21 protein-coding genes are annotated in these 18,935 nt (G+C 72.0%); 7 read left to right on the forward strand and 14 right to left on the reverse strand.

Features of this window, described 5'->3' with window-relative positions:
* Nucleotides 1-62 precede the first annotated feature (62 nt).
* The 5 genes from JYK17_RS15015 to sigE form a co-directional block, all read right to left on the reverse strand.
* Complete coding sequence (locus tag JYK17_RS15015) at nt 63-734, reverse strand: hypothetical protein (protein WP_234548136.1); 672 nt, start codon at nt 732-734, stop codon at nt 63-65.
* A gap of 280 nt (nt 735-1,014) precedes the next feature.
* Nucleotides 1,015-1,449 (reverse strand): sec-independent translocase, encoded by a 435-nt coding sequence (locus JYK17_RS15020; RefSeq protein WP_108013981.1) that lies wholly within the window; start codon nt 1,447-1,449, stop codon nt 1,015-1,017.
* Nucleotides 1,450-1,629: 180 nt separating this feature from the next.
* The gene (locus JYK17_RS15025; RefSeq protein ID WP_222810539.1) at nt 1,630-3,474 is read right to left on the reverse strand and encodes a S1C family serine protease; all 1,845 of its coding nucleotides are present in this window, start codon (nt 3,472-3,474) and stop codon (nt 1,630-1,632) included.
* Between the two features lie 148 nt (nt 3,475-3,622).
* Nucleotides 3,623-4,618, reverse strand: a complete 996-nt coding sequence (locus JYK17_RS15030) for an anti-sigma factor family protein (RefSeq protein ID WP_222810540.1) — start codon at nt 4,616-4,618, stop codon at nt 3,623-3,625.
* On the reverse strand, nt 4,615-5,388 hold the full coding sequence (sigE, locus tag JYK17_RS15035; RefSeq protein ID WP_181362548.1) for an RNA polymerase sigma factor SigE: 774 nt from the start codon (nt 5,386-5,388) through the stop codon (nt 4,615-4,617). The genes JYK17_RS15030 and sigE overlap by 4 nt, the downstream gene beginning before the upstream one ends.
* 229 nt (nt 5,389-5,617) lie before the next feature.
* On the opposite strand from sigE, the gene JYK17_RS15040 reads away from it, so the two are divergent.
* The gene (locus JYK17_RS15040; protein ID WP_108013978.1) at nt 5,618-6,250 is read left to right on the forward strand and encodes an O-methyltransferase; all 633 of its coding nucleotides are present in this window, start codon (nt 5,618-5,620) and stop codon (nt 6,248-6,250) included.
* A gap of 99 nt (nt 6,251-6,349) precedes the next feature.
* On the opposite strand, the gene JYK17_RS15045 is transcribed toward JYK17_RS15040, so the two are convergent.
* The gene (locus tag JYK17_RS15045; protein WP_003966491.1) at nt 6,350-6,517 is read right to left on the reverse strand and encodes a DUF3117 domain-containing protein; all 168 of its coding nucleotides are present in this window, start codon (nt 6,515-6,517) and stop codon (nt 6,350-6,352) included.
* Nucleotides 6,518-6,900: 383 nt separating this feature from the next.
* Between JYK17_RS15045 and chcB the strand changes: the two genes are divergently transcribed.
* Nucleotides 6,901-7,704: a 2-cyclohexenylcarbonyl CoA isomerase gene (chcB, locus tag JYK17_RS15050; protein ID WP_108013977.1), complete on the forward strand. Its 804-nt coding sequence runs from the start codon at nt 6,901-6,903 to the stop codon at nt 7,702-7,704.
* Between the two features lie 15 nt (nt 7,705-7,719).
* Here the strand turns inward: chcB and JYK17_RS15055 are convergent, their stop codons facing one another.
* Both JYK17_RS15055 and JYK17_RS15060 read right to left on the reverse strand, forming a co-directional pair.
* Nucleotides 7,720-8,301, reverse strand: coding sequence for a DNA-3-methyladenine glycosylase I (locus JYK17_RS15055; RefSeq protein WP_128801984.1), 582 nt, complete (start codon nt 8,299-8,301; stop codon nt 7,720-7,722).
* Nucleotides 8,298-8,654, reverse strand: coding sequence for a DivIVA domain-containing protein (locus JYK17_RS15060; RefSeq protein WP_222810565.1), 357 nt, complete (start codon nt 8,652-8,654; stop codon nt 8,298-8,300). Before JYK17_RS15060 ends, JYK17_RS15055 begins: the two co-directional genes overlap by 4 nt.
* A gap of 140 nt (nt 8,655-8,794) precedes the next feature.
* Between JYK17_RS15060 and folP the strand changes: the two genes are divergently transcribed.
* Complete coding sequence (gene folP / locus JYK17_RS15065; protein ID WP_108013974.1) at nt 8,795-9,655, forward strand: dihydropteroate synthase; 861 nt, start codon at nt 8,795-8,797, stop codon at nt 9,653-9,655.
* A gap of 7 nt (nt 9,656-9,662) precedes the next feature.
* On the opposite strand, the gene JYK17_RS15070 is transcribed toward folP, so the two are convergent.
* A complete protein-coding gene (locus tag JYK17_RS15070; protein ID WP_108013973.1) occupies nt 9,663-10,421 on the reverse strand; it encodes an LOG family protein in 759 nt (252 codons plus the stop codon).
* A 69-nt stretch (nt 10,422-10,490) separates the two neighbouring features.
* A complete protein-coding gene (dapE, locus tag JYK17_RS15075; protein WP_108013972.1) occupies nt 10,491-11,570 on the reverse strand; it encodes a succinyl-diaminopimelate desuccinylase in 1,080 nt (359 codons plus the stop codon).
* Between the two features lie 85 nt (nt 11,571-11,655).
* Between dapE and JYK17_RS15080 the strand changes: the two genes are divergently transcribed.
* Nucleotides 11,656-12,621, forward strand: coding sequence for a heavy metal transporter (locus JYK17_RS15080; RefSeq protein ID WP_222810541.1), 966 nt, complete (start codon nt 11,656-11,658; stop codon nt 12,619-12,621).
* Between the two features lie 279 nt (nt 12,622-12,900).
* A complete protein-coding gene (locus JYK17_RS15085; protein ID WP_108013970.1) occupies nt 12,901-13,353 on the forward strand; it encodes an ATP-binding protein in 453 nt (150 codons plus the stop codon).
* Nucleotides 13,354-13,418: 65 nt separating this feature from the next.
* On the opposite strand, the gene JYK17_RS15090 is transcribed toward JYK17_RS15085, so the two are convergent.
* Entirely contained in the window at nt 13,419-14,510 is a 1,092-nt protein-coding gene (locus tag JYK17_RS15090; protein WP_222810542.1) for a bifunctional succinyldiaminopimelate transaminase/glutamate-prephenate aminotransferase, read from the reverse strand.
* Between the two features lie 155 nt (nt 14,511-14,665).
* Nucleotides 14,666-14,986, reverse strand: a complete 321-nt coding sequence (gene fdxA / locus JYK17_RS15095; RefSeq protein WP_003973842.1) for a ferredoxin — start codon at nt 14,984-14,986, stop codon at nt 14,666-14,668.
* Nucleotides 14,987-15,126: 140 nt separating this feature from the next.
* Between fdxA and JYK17_RS15100 the strand changes: the two genes are divergently transcribed.
* Together JYK17_RS15100 and JYK17_RS15105 are read left to right on the forward strand one after the other, a co-directional pair.
* A complete protein-coding gene (locus tag JYK17_RS15100) occupies nt 15,127-16,134 on the forward strand; it encodes a GNAT family N-acetyltransferase (RefSeq protein WP_108013968.1) in 1,008 nt (335 codons plus the stop codon).
* A gap of 48 nt (nt 16,135-16,182) precedes the next feature.
* Nucleotides 16,183-17,034 carry a transglutaminase family protein gene (locus JYK17_RS15105; RefSeq protein WP_108013967.1) on the forward strand — a complete coding sequence of 284 codons (852 nt, stop codon included), beginning with the start codon at nt 16,183-16,185 and terminating at the stop codon, nt 17,032-17,034.
* Nucleotides 17,035-17,130: 96 nt separating this feature from the next.
* Here JYK17_RS15105 and JYK17_RS15110 read toward each other — a convergent pair whose 3' ends face one another.
* Both JYK17_RS15110 and JYK17_RS15115 read right to left on the reverse strand, forming a co-directional pair.
* Complete coding sequence (locus tag JYK17_RS15110) at nt 17,131-17,745, reverse strand: response regulator transcription factor (protein WP_108013966.1); 615 nt, start codon at nt 17,743-17,745, stop codon at nt 17,131-17,133.
* Nucleotides 17,742-18,935, reverse strand: a complete 1,194-nt coding sequence (locus tag JYK17_RS15115) for a sensor histidine kinase (protein ID WP_108014078.1) — start codon at nt 18,933-18,935, stop codon at nt 17,742-17,744. Before JYK17_RS15115 ends, JYK17_RS15110 begins: the two co-directional genes overlap by 4 nt.

The raw sequence follows: 18,935 nt of genomic DNA on the forward strand, positions 1-18,935 counted from the left end.
CCGCAGAGAAGGGGCGCCGCATCCGCGCGGCGCCCCTTCGTCATGCGTGTGCCGTGGCTTGTCTACGCGTACGCCTTGATCTCCTTGATCATGGCGAAGCCCAGCCCGTACGCGCTCATGCCTCTGCCGTACGCGCCCACGTGGACCCCCTCGGAGGTGGACCCGGCGAGCACCCAGCCGAACTCCGACTCCCGGTAGTGGAAGGGCGTGGGAACGCCGTCCACGGGCAGGGAGAGCGTCGACCACTCGGGGCCCGACAGGTCGTCCGCCAGCGCCCACGCGGTCTCCGTCTGCTGCTCCAGCCAGTCGTCGCGCAGGGAGTGGTCCATCTGTCCGGGCCAGGTGAAGGACAGCAGCCCCACACCGGCCAGCCAGGCCGCCGAGGAGACCGACGTGGCCTCCAGCAGCCCCGTGCCGTCGGCGCTGCGCCGTACGGGGCTCGCGGCGACGGTCACCACGACCGCGAACTTCTCCCGCGGCTCGTCGTTCGAGCCGACCGCGTACTCGTTCTTCACGGAGGGCTCGTCGCCGTGCCCGAGGGAACCGTGCTCGACGGCTCCGTCGGCCGCCGTCCCGACCTGCATCAGCCAGCGCGGCCCCGTGAAGGCCTCGTCGAGGCCGTACCACGGGAAGGGCGCCAGCAGGTAGCCGTCGACCGTGCGCCGGGCCGAGGGGAGCGGTCCGCCGCCCTCCGTGCCCGGCGCCTGCGCGACTGCCTGACTCGTCGTCTCCATGTGCCCGGACGCCTCCTCGTTCTCGTCGGACCGCAGCGGCCCGCCCCCCATCGGGCGGCGTTACTTTTTCGCATGCGGCCCGCACAACAACTCGGCAGCATAGCCACCCCGCTCCGGAGGGCAGGGAAATCGCCCGGCGCGTGGGTCGCGATGGAGGGCGGGATCAGGCCGTGCCTGAGCCTCCCGCCGTATGAAACGCGTCACGCCCGGCGCACGGAGGCGAGGCGGACGTACGACTCGGGTGGGATCGGCTCAGGTGATGTCGCTCACGTGATGTCGCTCAGGTGGCGTCCGCGTCGAAGGGCGGGCGGTCGTCCTCTTCCGGCTTCTTGGTCATGTCGACGCGGCCGCCGGAGGACGACGAGCCGGACGAGGACGACGGCGGATCGCTCTCGCGGCTGTGCACCGCGTCCGTGACCTCGGCCATCTCCTTCTTCAGGTCGAAGCCGTTGCGGATCTCCTTGAGCCCCAGGTCGTCGTTGTCCAGCTGCTTGCGGATGAACGTCCTGGGGTTGAGGTCCTCGAAGTCGAAGTCCTTGAACTCCGGGCCCAGCTCCTGCCGGATGTCGTCCTTGGCGCTCTCCGAGAACTCCCGGATCTTGCGGATGGTCCGCGTCACGTCCTGGATGACCTTCGGGAGCTTGTCCGGACCGAAGACGAGCACCGCAAGGACAACGAGCGTCACCAGCTCGAGCGGTCCTATGTCATTGAACACCTGAAGCTCCTCGCGAGTCCCTCGGTCCTCGGCCCTCGGTGGTCTGTGCGCGTCGTCCGTGGTCCGGGCCGGATCCACGGTACCCGCCCACCCCGTACGACCGGTACTGTCCCGGGCGTTCCGAGTGCGCTCGCGTGGGCGGTTTTGGTGGATGTTTGCCTGTGAGAGCGCCCACGGTCCTCAGCTTCCGTCCGCGGAGCCGAGCACGAGTGAGATACGCCGCTCCTTGCCGTCGCGCCGGACGGTCAGCTCCAGACGGTCGCCTGGGCGGTGGGCGCGGGTCCTGACGATCAGTTCCTCGCCGGAGTGCACGCGCCGGCCGTCCACCGCGGTGATGACGTCGCCCGACTTGAGCCCGGCCTTCGCGCCGGGACCGCCCACGGCGACCGCGGGGCCGCCGCCCTGGGCCTTGGTGCCCACACGGGCGCCGTCGCCGGTGTAGTCCATGTCGAGGGTGACGCCGATGACCGGGTGGGTCGCCTTACCGGTGTTGATCAGTTCCTCGGCGACGCGCTTGGCCTGGTTGACCGGGATGGCGAAGCCGAGCCCGATGGAGCCCGCCTGTCCGCCGGCGGAGTCCGAGCCGTCGTCGGCGGAACGGATGGCGGAGTTGATGCCGATGACCCGGGCCGCCGTGTCGAGCAGGGGGCCGCCGGAGTTGCCGGGGTTGATCGGCGCGTCGGTCTGCAGGGCGTCGACGTACGACACGTCGCTGCCGTCGGCACCGTCGCCGCCGGCCGTGATGGGCCGTTCCTTGGCGCTGATGATGCCGGAGGTGACGGTGCCCTCCAGGTCGAAGGGGGCGCCGATGGCGACGACGGGGTCGCCGACCTGGACGTTGTCGGAGTTGCCGAGCGGCATCGGCTTGAGGCCGCGGACATTGCCGACCTTCACCACGGCGAGGTCGTAGCCGCTGTCCCGGCCGACGACGCTCGCCTTCGCCGTGTCCCCGCTGTTGAAGGTCACCGATATCCGGCCCGTGGAGTCGGCGGCCGGTTCGACGACGTGGTTGTTGGTCAGGATGTGGCCCTGGGCGTCGAGGACGAAGCCCGTGCCGGTGCCGGACTCCTCCGCGCCGCTGACATGCAGCGTCACCACACTGGGCAGGGCCCGCGCGGCGATCCCGGCGACACTGTCCGGCGCCCGTCCCTTCGGCTCCCTGCCGGCCTGCGGAAGCGTTACGGCTCCCACGCCGCCGTTGCGCTCCAGATGGGCGCCGATGATCCCGCCGGCCCCACCGGACACCAGCGCCAGCGCCACGGCTCCCCCGACGAGGGCCCGCCGCACCCACCGTCGCCGCTTGTCCTTGCTCTCGACCGCGGCGCCGTTCTGCTGGAGGGGGGTGTGGAGCGGGGTGGAGGACCAGGGGTCGTAGTTCTGCCAGGGGGTGGTTGGGGGTGTGGTGGCGGGGCTGCCGGGCACGGGGGCCGGGGCTTGTGGGGCTGGGGCCTGAGGGGCTGGGGCTGGAGCTGGAGCCGGCATGGCCTGCGCCTGCGCCTGCGTCTGCGTCTGCGCGTTCGCCTGTTGCTGGACCGGAGCCGGGACCGGAGCCGACGCCGGGGCCGGTGGCTGCGTCGGTATCGCTGTGCCGTCGGGCGGTGTGGTCGCCGGGTGCTGTACGGGCGGGGCGGGTGCCCAGGGGCCGGGCTCGCCGTACGGCGGGGTGCTGTAGGGGTCGGGGTCGTGCAGGGGCTTGGGGCGCTCCGCGGTGGACTGCGGCGCGGGGGCCTCGTCGGAGTGCGTCACGGGCGCCGGCGCGGGGCGGTCCAGCACGAAGTCGCCCTCGCTGCCGTCCGGGTCCGGCTGGTCCGACTGGTCCGGCACCTCGGAGACCTCCGGAGCGGCGACGTCGTGCGGGCTGCGCAGCTCGAAGTCGCCGTCGGAGTCACCGTCGGAGCCGGGCTCACCGGAGTCGCCCTCACCGGAGCTCACGGGCCGCTCCAGTTCATAGTCCCCGTCCCCCGCCGAGCCCGGCCGATGTGGACGGTTCCACCACTTCGGCTTCGTGGGCTTCCCCTCGTTCATGCGCTCCCCACAGCTGGCCACGGCGCGCCACGGCCCGGCACGGCACGTCGGCGATGGCCTCAGTTGTCGACTCCGCGCGCGGCGTGCTGCCGTGGGCGCGGTCCCACCCCGGATTCAACCAGGTTCACCGGCCGTGGCGCAGAGGCGGTCAGCGGGTGGAGCCGGGTGAGGAGGATGCGGCGGTCGGGTCGGGGACGGGCGCGGCGAGCAGGCCCACGGACGGGGCCTCGGGGGCTGTGGACCACGAGGTCAGGGTGAACGGAGGGGTGGCGTCGAGCGGGCGTATCAACGGGGACATCGCTGCGGCGCCCGCCATCACGGGGGTGGTCAGCGTGTGCATGTTCTGCTGGCGGGCCTGCGCCGCGGTGGCCGGGCTCGGCACTCCGTGGAGTAGGGGCGCGGACACCGTGGTCGGGGCGACCGGGGCGTTGCCACCCAGCTGCTGCCGGCCCTGGGCGAGCAGGGGGCCCACGCCTCGGCGGCGCTGGGAGTCGGGGGCCGTGGCGGCACCCGTCCCCTGCGTACGCGCGGGGGTCACGTTGCTGCCCGCTCCGGAACCGCCGCGGGCGTCCGCGGTGTCGGTCGCCGTGCCCGCCGTGACACCGCCCAGCGCGATCGCGGCGATGGAGACCGCACCGGCGGCGGCGAACGCGAACCGCATCCCGCGCGAGGCCGACCGCTCGGACTCATGGCGGCTGACGTCATGGATACGGAAGCCGCGGTCCGCGGACGGCGACAGGACCGGCGCGTGCGAGGACGAGGCGGGGACGTAGCCGAACTCGAAGGACTCGTCGCGCTTCACGCCGAAGACTCCGGTGAGGGCATGCCTCCCGGGGAATCCGCCGGACAGTCCTCCCCCACCGAACGGCGAGCCACCGCCGTCCGGGTCACCTCCCCCGGGGAGCCCCTGGAGCCGTGCCAGGAAGCTTTCGGAGGGCGGCGGCGGAGCCACCTCCGCGAACACGTTCTTCAGCTCTCGCTGCGCGTCGGCCTCCGCCTTGCACTTGGCACAGGTGGCCAAATGGGCGAGGACCCGCTCGCGCGTCTCATGACCGAGCTCTCCGTCCACCAGGGCGGAGAGTCGGTCTCCCAGGTGCTGCTCGGCCAGCCGCCGCTCGGCGGGGGTGGGTCGGGATCCACTCACGCGGTCGCGCCCCCTCCCCCCAGAGCGGGCACACGGGCCGCGAGGGAGCGGCGCTCGGTCCGGGCCGGCGCACGGTGCGCAAGGGCCTTGCGCAGCTGCGAACGGCCGCGGTGGATCCGGGAGCGGACCGTGCCCAGCTTGACGCCGAGGGTCGCGGCGATCTCCTCGTACGACAGTCCTTCGATGTCGCACAGGACGACCGCGGCGCGGAACTCGGGCGCGAGGGTGTCGAGGGCCTGCTGGACGTCCGCGTCGAAGTGCGCGTCGTTGAAGACCTGCTGCGGTGACGGCTCGCGGCTGGGCAGCCGCTCGGCGGCGTCCTCGCCCAGCGCGTCGAAGCGGATGCGCTGCTTGCGGCGGACCATGTCCAGGAAGAGGTTGGTGGTGATGCGGTGCAGCCAGCCCTCGAAGGTGCCGGGCGTATAGGTCGACAGGGAGCGGAAGACGCGGACGAAGACCTCCTGTGTGAGGTCCTCGGCGTCGTGCTGGTTACCGGTCAGGCGATAGGCCAGGCGGTACACACGGCCGCTGTGGGTGCTGACGATCTCCTCCCAGGTGGGCGGAGTCCACGCCTGCCCGTCCGCGTCGGTGGAGAAAGTCGCGGTCTGGGCCTGGTCAGCGGCGTGGCTGTGGTCAGCAGCGGTGTCGTTCACGGATTTCGGCCTGCCCGCCGATCCGAGGAAGCGCCTGAGCGCTCCTCCCCGATCCCCGTTGGGCGCGGCCGCACCTCCCCTATCAACTCTGGTGGTGTCCAGTGGAGCCCCTACCATAGCCACCTCGCCCGTTAGGACCGGATAAGCGGTTTTACGAGAATTTGATCTGGGCTGATACCCCTCGGACCCCTGCGTCTGCAGTTGCTCGGGCACCTGCCCCACATCGTGATCCAACCGTGTCCCCCCGCCGTCGTTCCCACCCCTCTAAACGTCCGGTCCCATCTGCGGGTTCCCGGGCCCAACGGATACAGTCACGCCGAGGCAACCACGGGGACAGGAGAGGGCCATTACCGGCAACCGGCAGACGAGCTGGGCGTTCGCCGACGCCTACGTCGCCGAGGACGAGGTGCTGCTGTGGGCCCGCGACCGGGCCCGTGAGGCAGGGCTGCGCTCGGTGTCGTCCGGCACGGGCTCCGCGCTGCGGTTGCTGGCGGCCTCGGTGGATGCCAAGGCGGTCGCCGAGATCGGCACCGGCACCGGCGTCTCCGGTATCCATCTGCTGCACGGCATGCGCCCGGACGGCGTACTGACCACGGTGGACCCCGAACCCGAGCACCAGCAGTTCGCCCGGCAGGCCTTCCGCGCCTGCGGATTCGCCAGCAACCGCGCCCGTTTCATCCCCGGCCGCGCCCTGGACGTACTGCCCCGGCTCGCGGACGCCGGCTACGACCTCGTCTTCTGCGACGGCGACCGGCAGGAGGTCATGGAGTACCTCGCTGAATCGTTGCGCCTGTTGCGCCCGGGGGGCCTCGTCGTCTTCGAAGGGGTCTTCGCCAACGGCCGCACGGTGGGCTCGGGACCCCAGCCCACGGAGGTCCTGCGCCAGCGCGAGCTGCTGCGCACGGTGCGCGAGAGCCACGAGCTGGTGCCCTCGCTGCTGCCGGTGGGCGACGGCCTGCTGTGCGCGGTCAAACGCTGAGAAGAGGCCCGGGTCAAACGCTGAGAAGAAGCCCGCAAACAGCTGCCCCGGCACCGCTTGGATGCCGGGGCAGCTGAAAGGGTATGGTCGCGTTCCGCGTCAGCCGACGACCTTCTTGAGGGCGTCGCCGAGCGCGTCGGCCTCGTCAGGGGTCAGCTCGACGACGAGCCGACCGCCGCCTTCGAGCGGAACGCGCATGACGATGCCCCGCCCCTCCTTGGTCACCTCGAGCGGGCCATCGCCCGTCCGCGGCTTCATGGCCGCCATGCTCGTTCCCCTTCCTGAAACCAGCTCATCGTCAAAGCCGACGGCCCGGGAGGGCACGCGCGGGCCACAGCGTGGGACTGGGACACGCGACACCGGCATCGAACACATTGCTTCCAAGCCATTATCCCGCATCTCAGGACCCGATGACCAACATCAGTCGGCATCGCTTGGGCAACGCGCGCGAGCAAAACCACTCAATTCGCCGATGTGACTGCGATACTGCGCCACCGCCCCGACTTCCGGAGACCGGAAATCGCCGGGAATTCTTTGACGCAGGTCACACGTCCGCTCCGGTCCCTGCGCGGTGATCTCCGCCATGCTGTCCTACGGACAGGGGCGTACCGGCCGGTACGCCTGAACCGCGACAGCGGAGGGGACACACCATGGCCGACACCGTGCTCTACGAGGTGAGCGACGGACTCGCGACGATCACGCTGAACCGCCCCGAGGCGATGAACGCGCTGAACGTCGCGACGAAGGTCGCCCTGCGGGAGGCGGTCAGCTCCGCGGCCGGGGACGACGCGGTACGTGCGGTGCTGCTGACCGCCGCCGGTGACCGCGCGTTCTGTGTCGGCCAGGACCTCAAGGAGCACATCGGGCTGCTGATGCAGGACCGGGAGACGGGGTCCGGGCAGACGATGAGCACGGTGAAGGAGCACTACAACCCCATCGTGCGGGCGATCGCCGGAATGCCGAAGCCCGTGGTGGCCGGGGTGAACGGCGTCGCGGCGGGCGCCGGCTTCGGCTTCGCGCTGGCCGCGGACTACCGGGTCGTGGCAGACACCGCCGCGTTCAACACCTCGTTCGCGGGCGTCGCGCTGACCGCGGACTCCGGAATCTCCTGGACGCTGCCGCGTGTCGTGGGCCCCGGGCGCGCCACCGACCTGCTGCTCTTCCCGCGCAGCATCAAGGCCCAGGAGGCGTACGACCTGGGCATCGCGAGTCGTCTGGTGCCGGCCGGTGAGCTGCGCGCCGAGGCGGAGAAGGTGGCGCGCGCGCTCGCCGAGGGGCCGACGGTCGCCTACGCGGCGATCAAGGAGGCCGTCGCCCACGGGCTCTCGCACTCCCTGTCCGAGACGCTGGACAAGGAGGACGAGCTGCAGACGCGGGCGGGCTCGTCCGAGGACCACGCGATCGCGGTGCAGGCCTTCGTCAACAAGGAGAAGCCGAAGTACCTGGGCCGGTGACCCGCGCCGCGGCGCTCAGGACCGGCGTGCCACGCACGCTTCCAGGTGGTCGTCGACCAGGCCGCACGCCTGCATCAGGGCGTACGCCGTGGTCGGGCCGACGAAGCGCAGGCCCCGCTTCTTCAGGGCCTTGGACAGGGCCGTCGACTCCGGGGTGACCGCGGGGACGTCGCCGAGGGCCTTCGGGGCGGGGCGGCCGGGCGCGGGGGCATGGGACCAGATCAGCTCGTCCAGCTCGCCCGGCGCCCACTCGGCGAGCACGCGCGCGTTGGCCAGCGTCGCGTCGATCTTGGCGCGATTGCGGATGATGCCGGCGTCGAGGAGGAGGCGCTCGCGGTCCTCGTCGGTGAAGGCGGCCACCTTGGCGATCCTGAACTCGGCGAAGGCTGCACGGAATCCGGGGCGGCGGCGCAGGATCGTGATCCAGGACAGGCCGGACTGGAAGGCCTCCAGGCTCAGCCGCTCGAAGAGCGCGTCGTCGCCGTGGACCGGGCGGCCCCACTCCTCGTCGTGGTAGGCCACGTAGTCCTCGGTGGACAGGGCCCAGGGGCAGCGCAGGCCGCCGTCCGGGCCCGCGATGGCGGTGCCGTCGCTCACTGCCGGCCCTCCTCGCGGTGCTGCGACTTGTCCATGGAGACGTGGTGGGCGGCGGCCCGGGCGCCGGCCAGCGCCGACTCCAGGTCCGCGATCCGGGCGTCCCGCTCGTCCAGTTCGGCACCGAGGCGGTTGAGGGCGTCGTCGACGTCCGCCATGCGGTAGCCGCGGGCGGCCAGCGGGAAGCGCAGGGCGTTGACGTCGGCGCTGCCCACCGGGCGGTCCGGCGGCAGCGGGTCCCGCAGCCGCTCTGGGGCCGCCTCGGGCAGCGGGCCCCGGCCCTCGCCGCCGCCCACCACGGCGAGAGTCACCGCGGCGACCACGACGGCGAGTGCGACGACCAGGAACAAGAACATAACCATCGCTGTGGTCCCCACGCTCATGCTCGGAAGCGGAAAGTGTCAGGGTCCGATCGTGCCATGCGGCTACGACAGTTAGGGTCGCAGGCGGCCGAAAGGCCAGGACACCCAGGACGTACCAGGAGAGGTCACAGGGGATGCTCAGGCTGGGCAGGCGCGAGTTCGGGCCTCATGAACCGGTGATCATGGCGATTGTGAACCGGACCCCGGACTCCTTCTACGACCAGGGGGCGACCTTCCGCGACGAGCCCGCCCTCGCGCGCGTGGAACAGGCCGTCACCGAGGGTGCGGCGATCATCGACGTCGGCGGGGTCAAGGCCGGGCCGGGCGACGAGGTGAGTGCCGAGGAGGAGGCGCGGCGGACCGTCGGGTTCGTGGCGGAGGTGCGGCGGCGCTTCCCGGACGTCGTCATCAGCGTGGACACCTGGCGGGCCGAGGTCGGCGAGGCGGTGTGCGAGGCGGGGGCGGATCTGCTCAACGACGCGTGGGGCGGGGTCGACCCGCGCCTGGCGGAGGTCGCGGCGCGTCACGGCGCCGGACTGGTGTGCACGCACGCGGGCGGCGCCGAACCGCGCACCCGGCCGCACCGGGTGACGTACGACGACGTCGTGGCGGACATATTGAGGGTGACCCTGGGGCTGGCCGAGCGGGCGGTCGCGCTGGGGGTGCCGCGGGAGTCCGTGCTGATCGACCCGGGGCACGACTTCGGCAAGAACACCCGGCACAGCCTGGAGGCGACGCGGCGGCTCGGTGAGCTGGTCGGGACCGGGTGGCCCGTCCTCGTCTCGCTGTCCAACAAGGACTTCGTGGGCGAGACGCTGGACAAGCCCGTGAAGGAGCGGCTGCTGGGCACGCTCGCGACCACCGCCGTCTCGGCGTGGCTCGGGGCGCAGGTGTACCGCGTGCACGAGGTCGCCGAGACCCGGCAGGTGCTGGACATGGTGGCGACGATCGCGGGTCACCGGCCCCCGGCGGTCGCGCGCCGGGGGCTCGCATAGCCGCGCGCTAGCGGGCGGCCTCCTTGGACACCAGGGCGACCGCCTCGTCCACGTCGTCCGTGACGTGGAACAGCAGCAGGTCCTTCTCCGCCGCCTTGCCCTGGGCGATCAGCGTGTTCTTCAGCCAGTCGACCAGTCCGCCCCAGTACGCGCTGCCGAACAGGACGATCGGGAAGCGGGTGACCTTCTGGGTCTGGACGAGGGTCAGCGCCTCGAAGAGTTCGTCCAGGGTGCCGAGGCCGCCGGGCAGGACCACGAAGCCCTGCGCGTACTTGACGAACATCATCTTGCGGACGAAGAAGTAGCGGAAGTTCAGGCCGATGTCGACGTAGGGGTTCAGGCCCTGCTCGAAGGGCAGCTCGATGCCCAGGCCGACCGAGATCCCCTTGGCCTCCACGGCGCCCTTGTTGGCGGCCTCCATTGCGCCGGGGCCGCCGCCGGTGATCACCGCCCAGCCGGCCTCCACCAGGCCGCGGCCGAGCCGTACGCCCGCCTCGTACTCCGGCGAGTCCGCCTTGGTGCGCGCCGAGCCGAACACGCTGATGGCGGGCGGGAGTTCGGCGAGTGTGCCGAAGCCCTCGATGAACTCCGACTGGATGCGCAGCACCCGCCAGGGGTCGGTGTGCACCCAGTCCGACGGGCCGCCGGCGTCCAGCAGGCGCTGGTCCGTGGTGCTCGGCGTGACCTGTTCCCGCCTTCGGAGGACCGGTCCAAGGCGCTGCTCATCCGGCGGCTGCTTCTTGCCCTCGGGGTTTCCGGTGGCCATGCGCGCTCCCTCCGCTTGCGGGGTGTTTCCACCTCAGCGTAGATCCACGCGGGTTACGGACGAGGGACGTCAGCGTGTCAGCCAGCTGCGCAGCCGCTCCTCGGCCGCGAGGATCTTCGCGGTTTCGACCCGTTCGTCCCGCTTGTGTGCCAAATGCGGGTTTCCGGGGCCGTAGTTGACCGCCGGAATGCCGAGGGAGGAGAAGCGCGAGACGTCCGTCCAGCCGTACTTGGGCTGCGGGGTTCCGCCCACCGCCTCGATGAAGGCCGCGGCGGCGGGGTGGCTCAGGCCAGGCAGTGCCGCGCCGCTGTGGTCGTCCACCACGAACTCCGCCACCTGGCAGTCGGCGAAGACCTCGCGGACGTGGGCGAGCGCCTCCTCCTCGGTGCGGTCGGGCGCGTAGCGGAAGTTGACGGTCACGACGCACTCGTCGGGGATGACGTTGCCGGCCACGCCGCCCGTGATGCCCACCGCGTTCAGGCCCTCGCGGTACTCCAGGCCGTCGATCACCGGACAGCGGGGCTCGTAGGCCGCGAGGCGGGCCAGGATCGGCGCGGCCGCGTGGATCGCGTTCGAGCCCATCCAGCTGCGCGCGGAGTGGGCCCGCTCCCCCGTGGTCCGCAGCAGGACCCGCAGGGTGCCCTGGCAGCCGCCCTCGACCTCGCCGTCCGACGGTTCGAGCAGCACGGCGAAGTCGCCCCGGAGCCAGTCGGGGCGGGCCTCGGCGACGTGCTTGAGGCCGTTGAGCTCCGCCGCCACCTCCTCGTTGTCGTAGAAGACGAAGGTCAGGTCGCGGTTGGGGGCTACGACCGTGGCCGCGATGCGCAGCTGCACCGCCACGCCCGACTTCATGTCGCAGGTGCCGCAGCCCCACAGGACGCCGTCCTCGTCCAGGCGGGAGGGAACGTTGTCCGCGATCGGCACCGTGTCGATGTGACCGGCCAGGATCACCCGCTCCGGCCTGCCCAGTTCCGTCCGGGCGACCACGTTGTTGCCCAGCCGCTCGACCCTCAGGTGCGGCAGGGCCCGCAGGGCGGCCTCGATCGCGTCGGCGAGGGGCTTCTCGGTGCCGCTCTCGGAGGGGAAGTCGACGAGCCGGGCGGTGAGTTCCGCGGCGTCCAGGGTGAGGTCAAGCGGGGTGTCGGCCATGGCGTCGACCCTAACCCGCCGGCCCTCGCTCGCTCTGTCCACATCCGGCGCATGGGCCTCAGCGGCCTCCGCTACCTTGTACGGCGTGCCAGAGCCGTCTCCCACTCCCAAACGCCGTGGCCGCCTCTTCCGCTTCGGGGCGGCCCTCGTGGTCCTCCTCGCCCTCGCGGGCTATCTCGCGGTGCAGTACGTCACCGGCGGCAGAGGTGCTCCGGGCTGCAAGGTGGTCTCGGGCGAGGACGACAGGACGACGTACCAGTTCACCCCCGAGCAGGCGGTGAACGCGGCGACCATCGCCGCCGTGGGCACCGACCGTGGCATGCCCGAGCGGGCGGTGACCATCGCGCTGGCGACCTCGCTGCAGGAGTCGGGGCTGCGCAACATCGAGCACGGGGACCTGGACTCGCTCGGCCTGTTCCAGCAGCGGCCCTCGCAGGGCTGGGGCACCGCCAAGGAGATCCTGGACCCGACGTACGCGGCGGGCGTCTTCTACGAGCACCTGGCCAAGGTGCCCGACTACACGAAGCTCCCCCTCACCGTCGCCGCGCAGCGCGTGCAGCGCAGCGGCTATCCGGAGGCGTACGCCAAGCACGAGCCGGACGCCGCCCTGCTCTCCGCCGCCCTGACGGGGCACGCGGCCGCCACACTGACCTGCGACGGCCGCCCCGGCACGGCGCTGGCGGCCGGACCGGCCGGCGTCCGGGCCGCGCTGGTACGGGACTTCGGGCGCGACGTGCTGCAGCCGGCCGGCGCGGAGGTGGGCGCCGCCTCGACGCCGAAGCCGTCCGCGAGCCCCGGCGCGCGAACCGTCACCCTCCCCGTCGGCTCCGGCGACGGCCGCGCGGGGGGCCGCACCGCCGGGCAGCGCGGCTGGCAGCTGGCGCACTGGGCGGTCGCCAACTCCACGGCGCTGCACATCGAACGGGTCTCCTACGGCGGCCGGGAGTGGACCGCGGGGAACACCGACAGCGAGTGGCGCACGGCCGCCTCGACGGGGGCCGGCGGGGCGCAGCGGACGGCTGACGCGGTACGGATCGTCACTGCGCAGTAGTACGGCCGATCACTCGCACGGGTTACCCGGGGCATGCGCCGGGCGCCGTGGGCGCAGGTTTTCGCGCCGTCACCCTCGAATCCGTAAAAGCCCTTGGAAGCAAAGGGGTGTAAGGATTCCGCAGGCTTTCGGCCCCTGCACTTTTTGCCCGTTTTTATCCGCAGCCGATAATGCGACGCATTGCCAACTCTTTACCTCGGCGCGCCGCAACCTTCGGGGACTTCGAGCGGTAGTTACTGCGTCCGAGCCCGGACGATCAACCTCCATCGAAGGAGCATCATGTCCCTCCCCCTGACCCGTCGCATCGCCCAGGCCGCCCTGCTCGTCGCAGGCGCAGCGGCCGCCGGTGTCGGCGTGGCCGGCGCGGCGAGCGCGGCCCCCGAACTGCCCGCGACCCCGAACGTCGGCGGCCTGACCGCCCTGGACGGGGCCAGCGTCGGCAACACCGTCGACGGTGCCGCGCAGAACGTCACCGGGCTCGCGGGCGACGCCGGTGCCAACGCGGTCAAGAAGGCGGTTCCGAACGCGGGCAAGACCGGCGGCAGCGTGGCGAAGAAGGCGGCGCCCGCGGCGCAGAAGGCTGCGGGCACCGCGGCCGGCTCCGTCGGGGAGATCGTCGGCGTCACCACGCAGTCCGCGGCCAAGGGCGGCGGCCTGCCGACCGACTCCCTGACCAAGGGCGGCCTGCCGGCCACCGGCAACCTGCCGGTGAAGGGCCTGCCGATCGGCTGAACGATCCGCATGGCGAAGGGGCCCGGGGAGACTCTCCCGGGCCCCTTCGCCGTACGTACGGCCGTTTACAGGCGCTCGACGGCCGCCCGCACCCGTTCGTCCGTCGCCGTCAGCGCGACCCGGACGAAGCGGTCGCCCGCGGGGCCGTAGAAGTCGCCCGGCGCGACCAGGATGCCGAGCCCGGCGAGGTGGGCGACCGTGTCCCAGCAGGACTCGTCCCGTGTCGCCCACAGATAGAGGCTGGCCTCGCTGTGCTCGATGCGGAAGCCGTGCCTCTCCAGCGCCGCGCGCAGGGCCGTACGGCGGGCCGCGTACCGCTCACGCTGCTCGCGGACATGGCCGTCGTCGCTCAGGGCCGCCACGACGGCCGCCTGCGTGGGCGCCGGCGTCATCATGCCGCCGTGCTTGCGGATCTCCAGCAGGGGGCCGAGGACGGCCGGGTCGCCCGCGAGGAAGGCGGCGCGGTAGCCGGCCAGGTTGGAGCGCTTGGACAGGGAGTGCACCGCCACGATGCCCTCGTAGGAGCCGCCGTTGACGTCCGGGTGCAGCACCGAGACGGGGTCGGCCTCCCAGCCGAGTTCCAGGTAGCACTCGTCGGAGAAGACCAGGACGCCGTGCTCGCGCGCCCACGCGACGATCCGGGTCAGCTCCTGCTTCGGCAGGACCTCGCCGGTGGGGTTGGAGGGCGAGTTGAGCCAGAGGAGCTTCAGGCCCTCGGGGTCCAGTTCGGTCGGGTCGTCGTAGGCCTCGTACTCCGCGCGGGCCAGGCGGGCGCCGACCTCGTACGTCGGGTAGGCCAGGCGCGGGTAGGCGACCCGGTCGCCGGGGCCGAGGCCCAGCTGGGTGGGGAGCCAGGCGACCAGTTCCTTGGAGCCGACGACGGGCAGCACGTGCTTGTGGGTGACCTCGCGGGCGCCGAGCCTGCGCTCGACCCAGCCCGCGATCGCGTCGCGCAGCGCCGGGGTGCCCCAGACGGTCGGGTAGCCCGGGGAGTCCGCCGCGTCGATCAGGGCCTTCTGGACCAGCTCGGGGACCGGGTCGACCGGGGTGCCGACGGAGAGGTCGACGATGCCGTCCGGGTGCGCGGCGGCCGTCTTCTTGTACGGCTCCAGCTTGTCCCAGGGGAAGGTGGGCAGGCGGTCTGAGACTGCGGACACGGTTACTGGCTCACTTTCTGGTACGGCAAAGGCCCTGGCGCGGGGGGCAGGCCCCGGCACGGATGGGCCCTGACACGGCAACGCCTCGGCCCCGTACGGCGATCATGGTGATCCGGCCGTACGGGACCGAGGCGGCACGTCGGTGCGGGCCGCTCTTACTGGTTCTGCGGCGGCAGCGCGGCGACGAAGGGGTGGTCGCGCTCGATCAGGCCCAGCTTGCTGGCGCCGCCGGGGGAGCCGAGCTCGTCGAAGAACTCGACGTTCGCCTTGTAGTAGTCCTTCCACTCCTCCGGAGTGTCGTCCTCGTAGAAGATCGCCTCGACCGGGCAGACCGGCTCACAGGCACCGCAGTCGACGCATTCGTCCGGGTGGATGTACAAGGACCGCTGGCCCTCGTAGATGCAGTCGACCGGGCACTCCTCGATGCACGCCTTGTCCTTGACGTCGACACAAGGCTGCGCGATGACGTAGGTCACGCTGTCGTTCCTCCTCGATTGGGCGCTGGCGGGCCTCCTCAGGCTCCGCCGCCTGGCGCGCGGGAGCGCGGCGTCGTCGATGCCCGCCCCTAGTATCTCCGTTCCTGGGCATGATCCGAACAGGAGGGGTGAACTGACCTGTGGAAATCTCGGCAGGAGGCCGTCTCGAGGTCCGTGTCACCGCTGCTGACGTGGGTAAACGAGTCTCCGTACGGCGCTTGATCCAATCTGGAGTCCCGGAGGAGAAGTTCACCGACACGGTGGGCGTTCTCACATCATGGGACGACGGTGTGCTGCTGATCACACGGAAAGACGGCGAAACCGTCCGCATCCCGGAATCCTCGCTGGTGGCGGCGAAGGTCGTGCCCGCGGCCCCGGCCCGGCGCCGCGGCCCTGCCGCCTCCTACGAGGAACTCGCGCTCGTCTCCTCGCGCGCCTGGCGGCCGGTGGAGAGCGAGCGGCTCGGCGAGTGGGAGCTGCGTGCCGCCGCCGGGTTCACCCGGCGCGCCAACTCCGTGCTGCCGCTGGGCGACCCCGGCCTGCCGCTCGACGAGGCGCTGGCCGCCGTACGGCGCTGGTACGGCGCCCGGGGGCTTCCCGCGTACGTCCAGACCGCGACCGGCGCCGAGGGCACGCAGGAGCTGCTGTGCGCGGAGCTGGAGCGGCGCGGTTGGGTGCGCGAGGTGAGCGCCGAGTTGTGGACGGGCGCGCTCGCGCCGGTCGCCGACCGGGCGGAGGGCGCTGGCGTCGAGCTGTCCCGTACGGCCGACGAGGCGTGGCTCTCGCGCTATCAGCGCAAGGGCGTGAGCGAGGTGGCGCTGAAGGTGCTGGGGAGCGGTCCCTCGGTCTGGTTCGCGACCGTCCCCGGCGAGGGGTCGCCGGCCGCGATCGGGCGGTGCGTGGTGGACGGGCGGTGGGCGTCCTTCGCCGCCGTCGAAGTCGACCCGGCGCTGCGGCGGCGGGGCCTGGCCACCACCGTGATGGCGGCGCTGGCCCGGCGGGCCCTGGACGAGGGCGCCTCGGCGGCCTGGCTGCAGGTCGAGCAGGACAACACCGGAGCGCGCGGGCTGTACACCGGGATGGGCTTCGCCGCGCACCACGCGTACCACCACTACCGGGAACCGGCGGCTCCCGGCAGCGGACAGTAGTACCGATCGCCAGTAGTACCGATCGCCGTGAAAGGGCACGAGCCTGCTATGCGTCCCCCCTATCCCCCTCCTCCCGAACGGTCCGCCGAGCTGCGGCGGCGGTTCGCCGAGGAGGCGCGGTCCGAGCGGCCCGACCTGGCCGTGCTGTGCCTGCTGCTGGGCGCGGAAGCGGACGGGACGCTGGACGAGGCGGGCATGGACGCCGCGCAGATCGAGCTGGACCGGCTGGCCGGGCAGCTGCCGTTCCGGCCGGGCGGCCCGCAGTCCTGGGCGACGGCGCTGCACCATCTGCTGGGCGCACGAGAGGGTTTCGGCGGCTCCCCCGCCGACTACCAGCGCCTGGAGTCCTCACTGCTGCACGAGGTGCTGCGGCGGCGGCGCGGGCTGCCCATCCTGCTGTCCGTGGTGTGGATGGAGGTCGCGCGGCGGGCGGGGGCGCCGGTGTACGGGGTCGCCCTGCCGGGGCACTTCGTCGTCGGGTTCGGGCCCGAGGAGCAGCAGGTGCTCGTCGATCCGTTCGACGGGGGGCGGGTGCTCGACGGGGGCGACGCGGAGCTGCTGGTGGCGGGGGCGACGGGGGCGCCGTTGGACCCGTCGATGCTGGTGCCTGCGGCGCCTTTGGAGGTGGTGGTGCGGATTTTGAACAATGTGCGGGCGTGGGCTGCTGCTCGGCCTGAGCGGTCGGATGTGGCGTTGTGGGCGGTGGAGTTGTCGTTGTTGCTGCCTTCGCATCCGGCGCGGTTGCGGTATGAGCGGGCGCAGTTGTTGGTGCAGAGGGGGGAGTTTTCGCGGGGGGCTGTGGAGTTGGAGACGTATGCCGATGTGGTGGGGGAGGTTGACTCGGCGGCGGGGGAGCGGGTGCGGGGGCAGGCTCGGGCTGCGCGGGCGCGGCTCAACTGAGGGCGCCTTCTCGCCGTAGGGGTTCTGTGGGTGTGCGGCTTGCGGTGCGTTGTGGTTGATCGCGCAGTTCCCCGCGCCCCTAAAAGATAAAAACGCTTACAGCCAGCCCTTCTCCCGGGCGATCCGTACCGCTTCCGCTCTGTTGCGTACCGCCAGCTTTTGGATGGCCGTCGAGAGGTAGTTGCGGACCGTGCCCTGGGAGAGGTGGAGGGTCTTGGCGAGTTCTGCGTTGGTGGAGCCGTCGGAGGCGGCGCGGAGGATTTCGCGTTCGCGGTCGGTGAGGGGGTTGGCGCCCTCGGCGAGGGCGGCGGCGGCGAGGGTGGGGTCGATGACCCGTTCGCCTGCCAGCACCTTGCGTACGGCCTCGGCGAGTTGGGCGGCCGGGGCGTCCTTGACCAGGAAGGCGTCGGCGCCCGCCTCCATGGCGCTGCGCAGGTAGCCGGGGCGGCCGAAGGTGGTGAGGACGACCAGTTTCACCGCGGGCAGCGAGCGGTGGACCTGGGCGGCCGCCTCGATGCCGGTGCACCCCGGCATCTCGATGTCGAGCAGGGCCACGTCCACGGCGTGCTCGCGCACCGCCGCCAGTACCTCGTCGCCGCGCGCCACCTGGGCCACGACCTCGATGTCGTCCTCCAGCCCGAGCAGGGCCGCCAGGGCCTCACGGACCATCGACTGGTCCTCGGCGAGGAGGACCTTGATCGTAGGGCTCATGCCCCGGATCCTACGGCCGGCGGTGCACCCGCGGGCACGCGGGCGACCAGCCGGAATCCGCGCCTGGTACGGCCCGCCTCCAGGGTGCCGCCCGCCTTCTCCAGGCGCTCGCACAGCCCCGTCAGACCGTTGCCGGGGCCGTCGCCGGAGCCGCCGGAGCCGTTGTCCTCGACGGAGAGTTCGAGCATCTGCCCGTCCAGGGTCTGCCGTCTGAGCACCTCCACCGTGCAGCGTTCGGCGCCGCTGTGCCGTACGACGTTGGTGACCGCCTCGCGCAGCGCCCACGCGAGGGCCTCCTCGCTCTCCTCCGGGACGGCGGCCAGGTCCGGTTCGTGCGGCACCTCGGCGGTGATGCCGGCCGCCGTCAGGGCCACCTGCACGCCCGCGAGCTCCGCGCACAGCCGCGCGCGGCGGTAGCCGGTGACGGCCTCGCGGACGTCCACCAGGGCCTGGCGGCTGACCTGTTCGATGTCGGCGACCTGCTGGGCCGCCTTGTCGGGGTGGCCGGGGAGCATACGGCCCGCCAGCTCGCTCTTCAGCGTGATCAGCGACAGGGAGTGGCCGAGCAGGTCGTGCAGGTCGCGGGCGAGGCGCAACCGCTCCTCGTTGGCGGCCAGTTGCGCGACGGTGGCGCGGGCGCGCTGCAACTCGACGGTGGTGCGGACCAGTTGGCGTACGCCGGTCATGGAGTAGCCGACCAGCAGCACGATCAGGACCAGGTTCCAGGCGGTGTCCGGGTCCTCGTGCAGCCCGATGGCCAGGAAGGCCGCGGTGGTCAGCGGGACGGTCCAGTACGCGGCCCGCAGCGGGAGGGTCACGCCGCAGCTGACCGAGAGATACACGAACAGTCCGAGCCAGTGGCTGCCGAGGGTCAGGCACAGGGTGACCGCGAGGACGCCGAGCACGGCGAGCAGGACGGAGACGATGCGCAGGGGGAACGCCCGGCCCATATTGCGGAAGACCAGCGTCATGTACACCCCGACGAAGGTGAGCAGGCCCGCCCAGCCGGCGACGGTGGCACCGGTGGAGTGGTGGCCGCCGGTCAGGTCGCTCACCGGGGCGCCGAGGAACACCAGCCAGGGCAGGATCCACACCAGTTTGCGCATGGCCTCGCGCGCGTTGCGGGGCGGCTCTCCCATGCGGACCAGCCGCTCCGCCCTGGCCGCGTCCGCACGCGGGTCTTCGGTCAT

The sequence above is a fragment of the Streptomyces plumbidurans genome, assembly GCF_019857225.1.
Classification (GTDB): Bacteria; Actinomycetota; Actinomycetes; order Streptomycetales; family Streptomycetaceae; genus Streptomyces; species Streptomyces plumbidurans.

Coding starts and splice junctions, on each gene's coding strand:
- JYK17_RS15015 (WP_234548136.1), bottom strand. CDS start 734: ATGGAGACGACGAGTCAGGCAGTCGCGCAGGCGCCGGGCACGGAGGGC.
- JYK17_RS15025 (WP_222810539.1), bottom strand. CDS start 3,474: ATGAACGAGGGGAAGCCCACGAAGCCGAAGTGGTGGAACCGTCCACAT.
- sigE (WP_181362548.1), bottom strand. CDS start 5,388: ATGGTAGGGGCTCCACTGGACACCACCAGAGTTGATAGGGGAGGTGCG.
- JYK17_RS15045 (WP_003966491.1), bottom strand. CDS start 6,517: ATGGCGGCCATGAAGCCGCGGACGGGCGATGGCCCGCTCGAGGTGACC.
- chcB (WP_108013977.1), top strand. CDS start 6,901: ATGGCCGACACCGTGCTCTACGAGGTGAGCGACGGACTCGCGACGATC.
- JYK17_RS15060 (WP_222810565.1), bottom strand. CDS start 8,654: ATGTTCTTGTTCCTGGTCGTCGCACTCGCCGTCGTGGTCGCCGCGGTG.
- folP (WP_108013974.1), top strand. CDS start 8,795: ATGCTCAGGCTGGGCAGGCGCGAGTTCGGGCCTCATGAACCGGTGATC.
- JYK17_RS15070 (WP_108013973.1), bottom strand. CDS start 10,421: ATGGCCACCGGAAACCCCGAGGGCAAGAAGCAGCCGCCGGATGAGCAG.
- dapE (WP_108013972.1), bottom strand. CDS start 11,570: ATGGCCGACACCCCGCTTGACCTCACCCTGGACGCCGCGGAACTCACC.
- JYK17_RS15085 (WP_108013970.1), top strand. CDS start 12,901: ATGTCCCTCCCCCTGACCCGTCGCATCGCCCAGGCCGCCCTGCTCGTC.
- JYK17_RS15105 (WP_108013967.1), top strand. CDS start 16,183: ATGCGTCCCCCCTATCCCCCTCCTCCCGAACGGTCCGCCGAGCTGCGG.
- JYK17_RS15110 (WP_108013966.1), bottom strand. CDS start 17,745: ATGAGCCCTACGATCAAGGTCCTCCTCGCCGAGGACCAGTCGATGGTC.
- JYK17_RS15115 (WP_108014078.1), bottom strand. CDS start 18,935: ATGACCGAAGACCCGCGTGCGGACGCGGCCAGGGCGGAGCGGCTGGTC.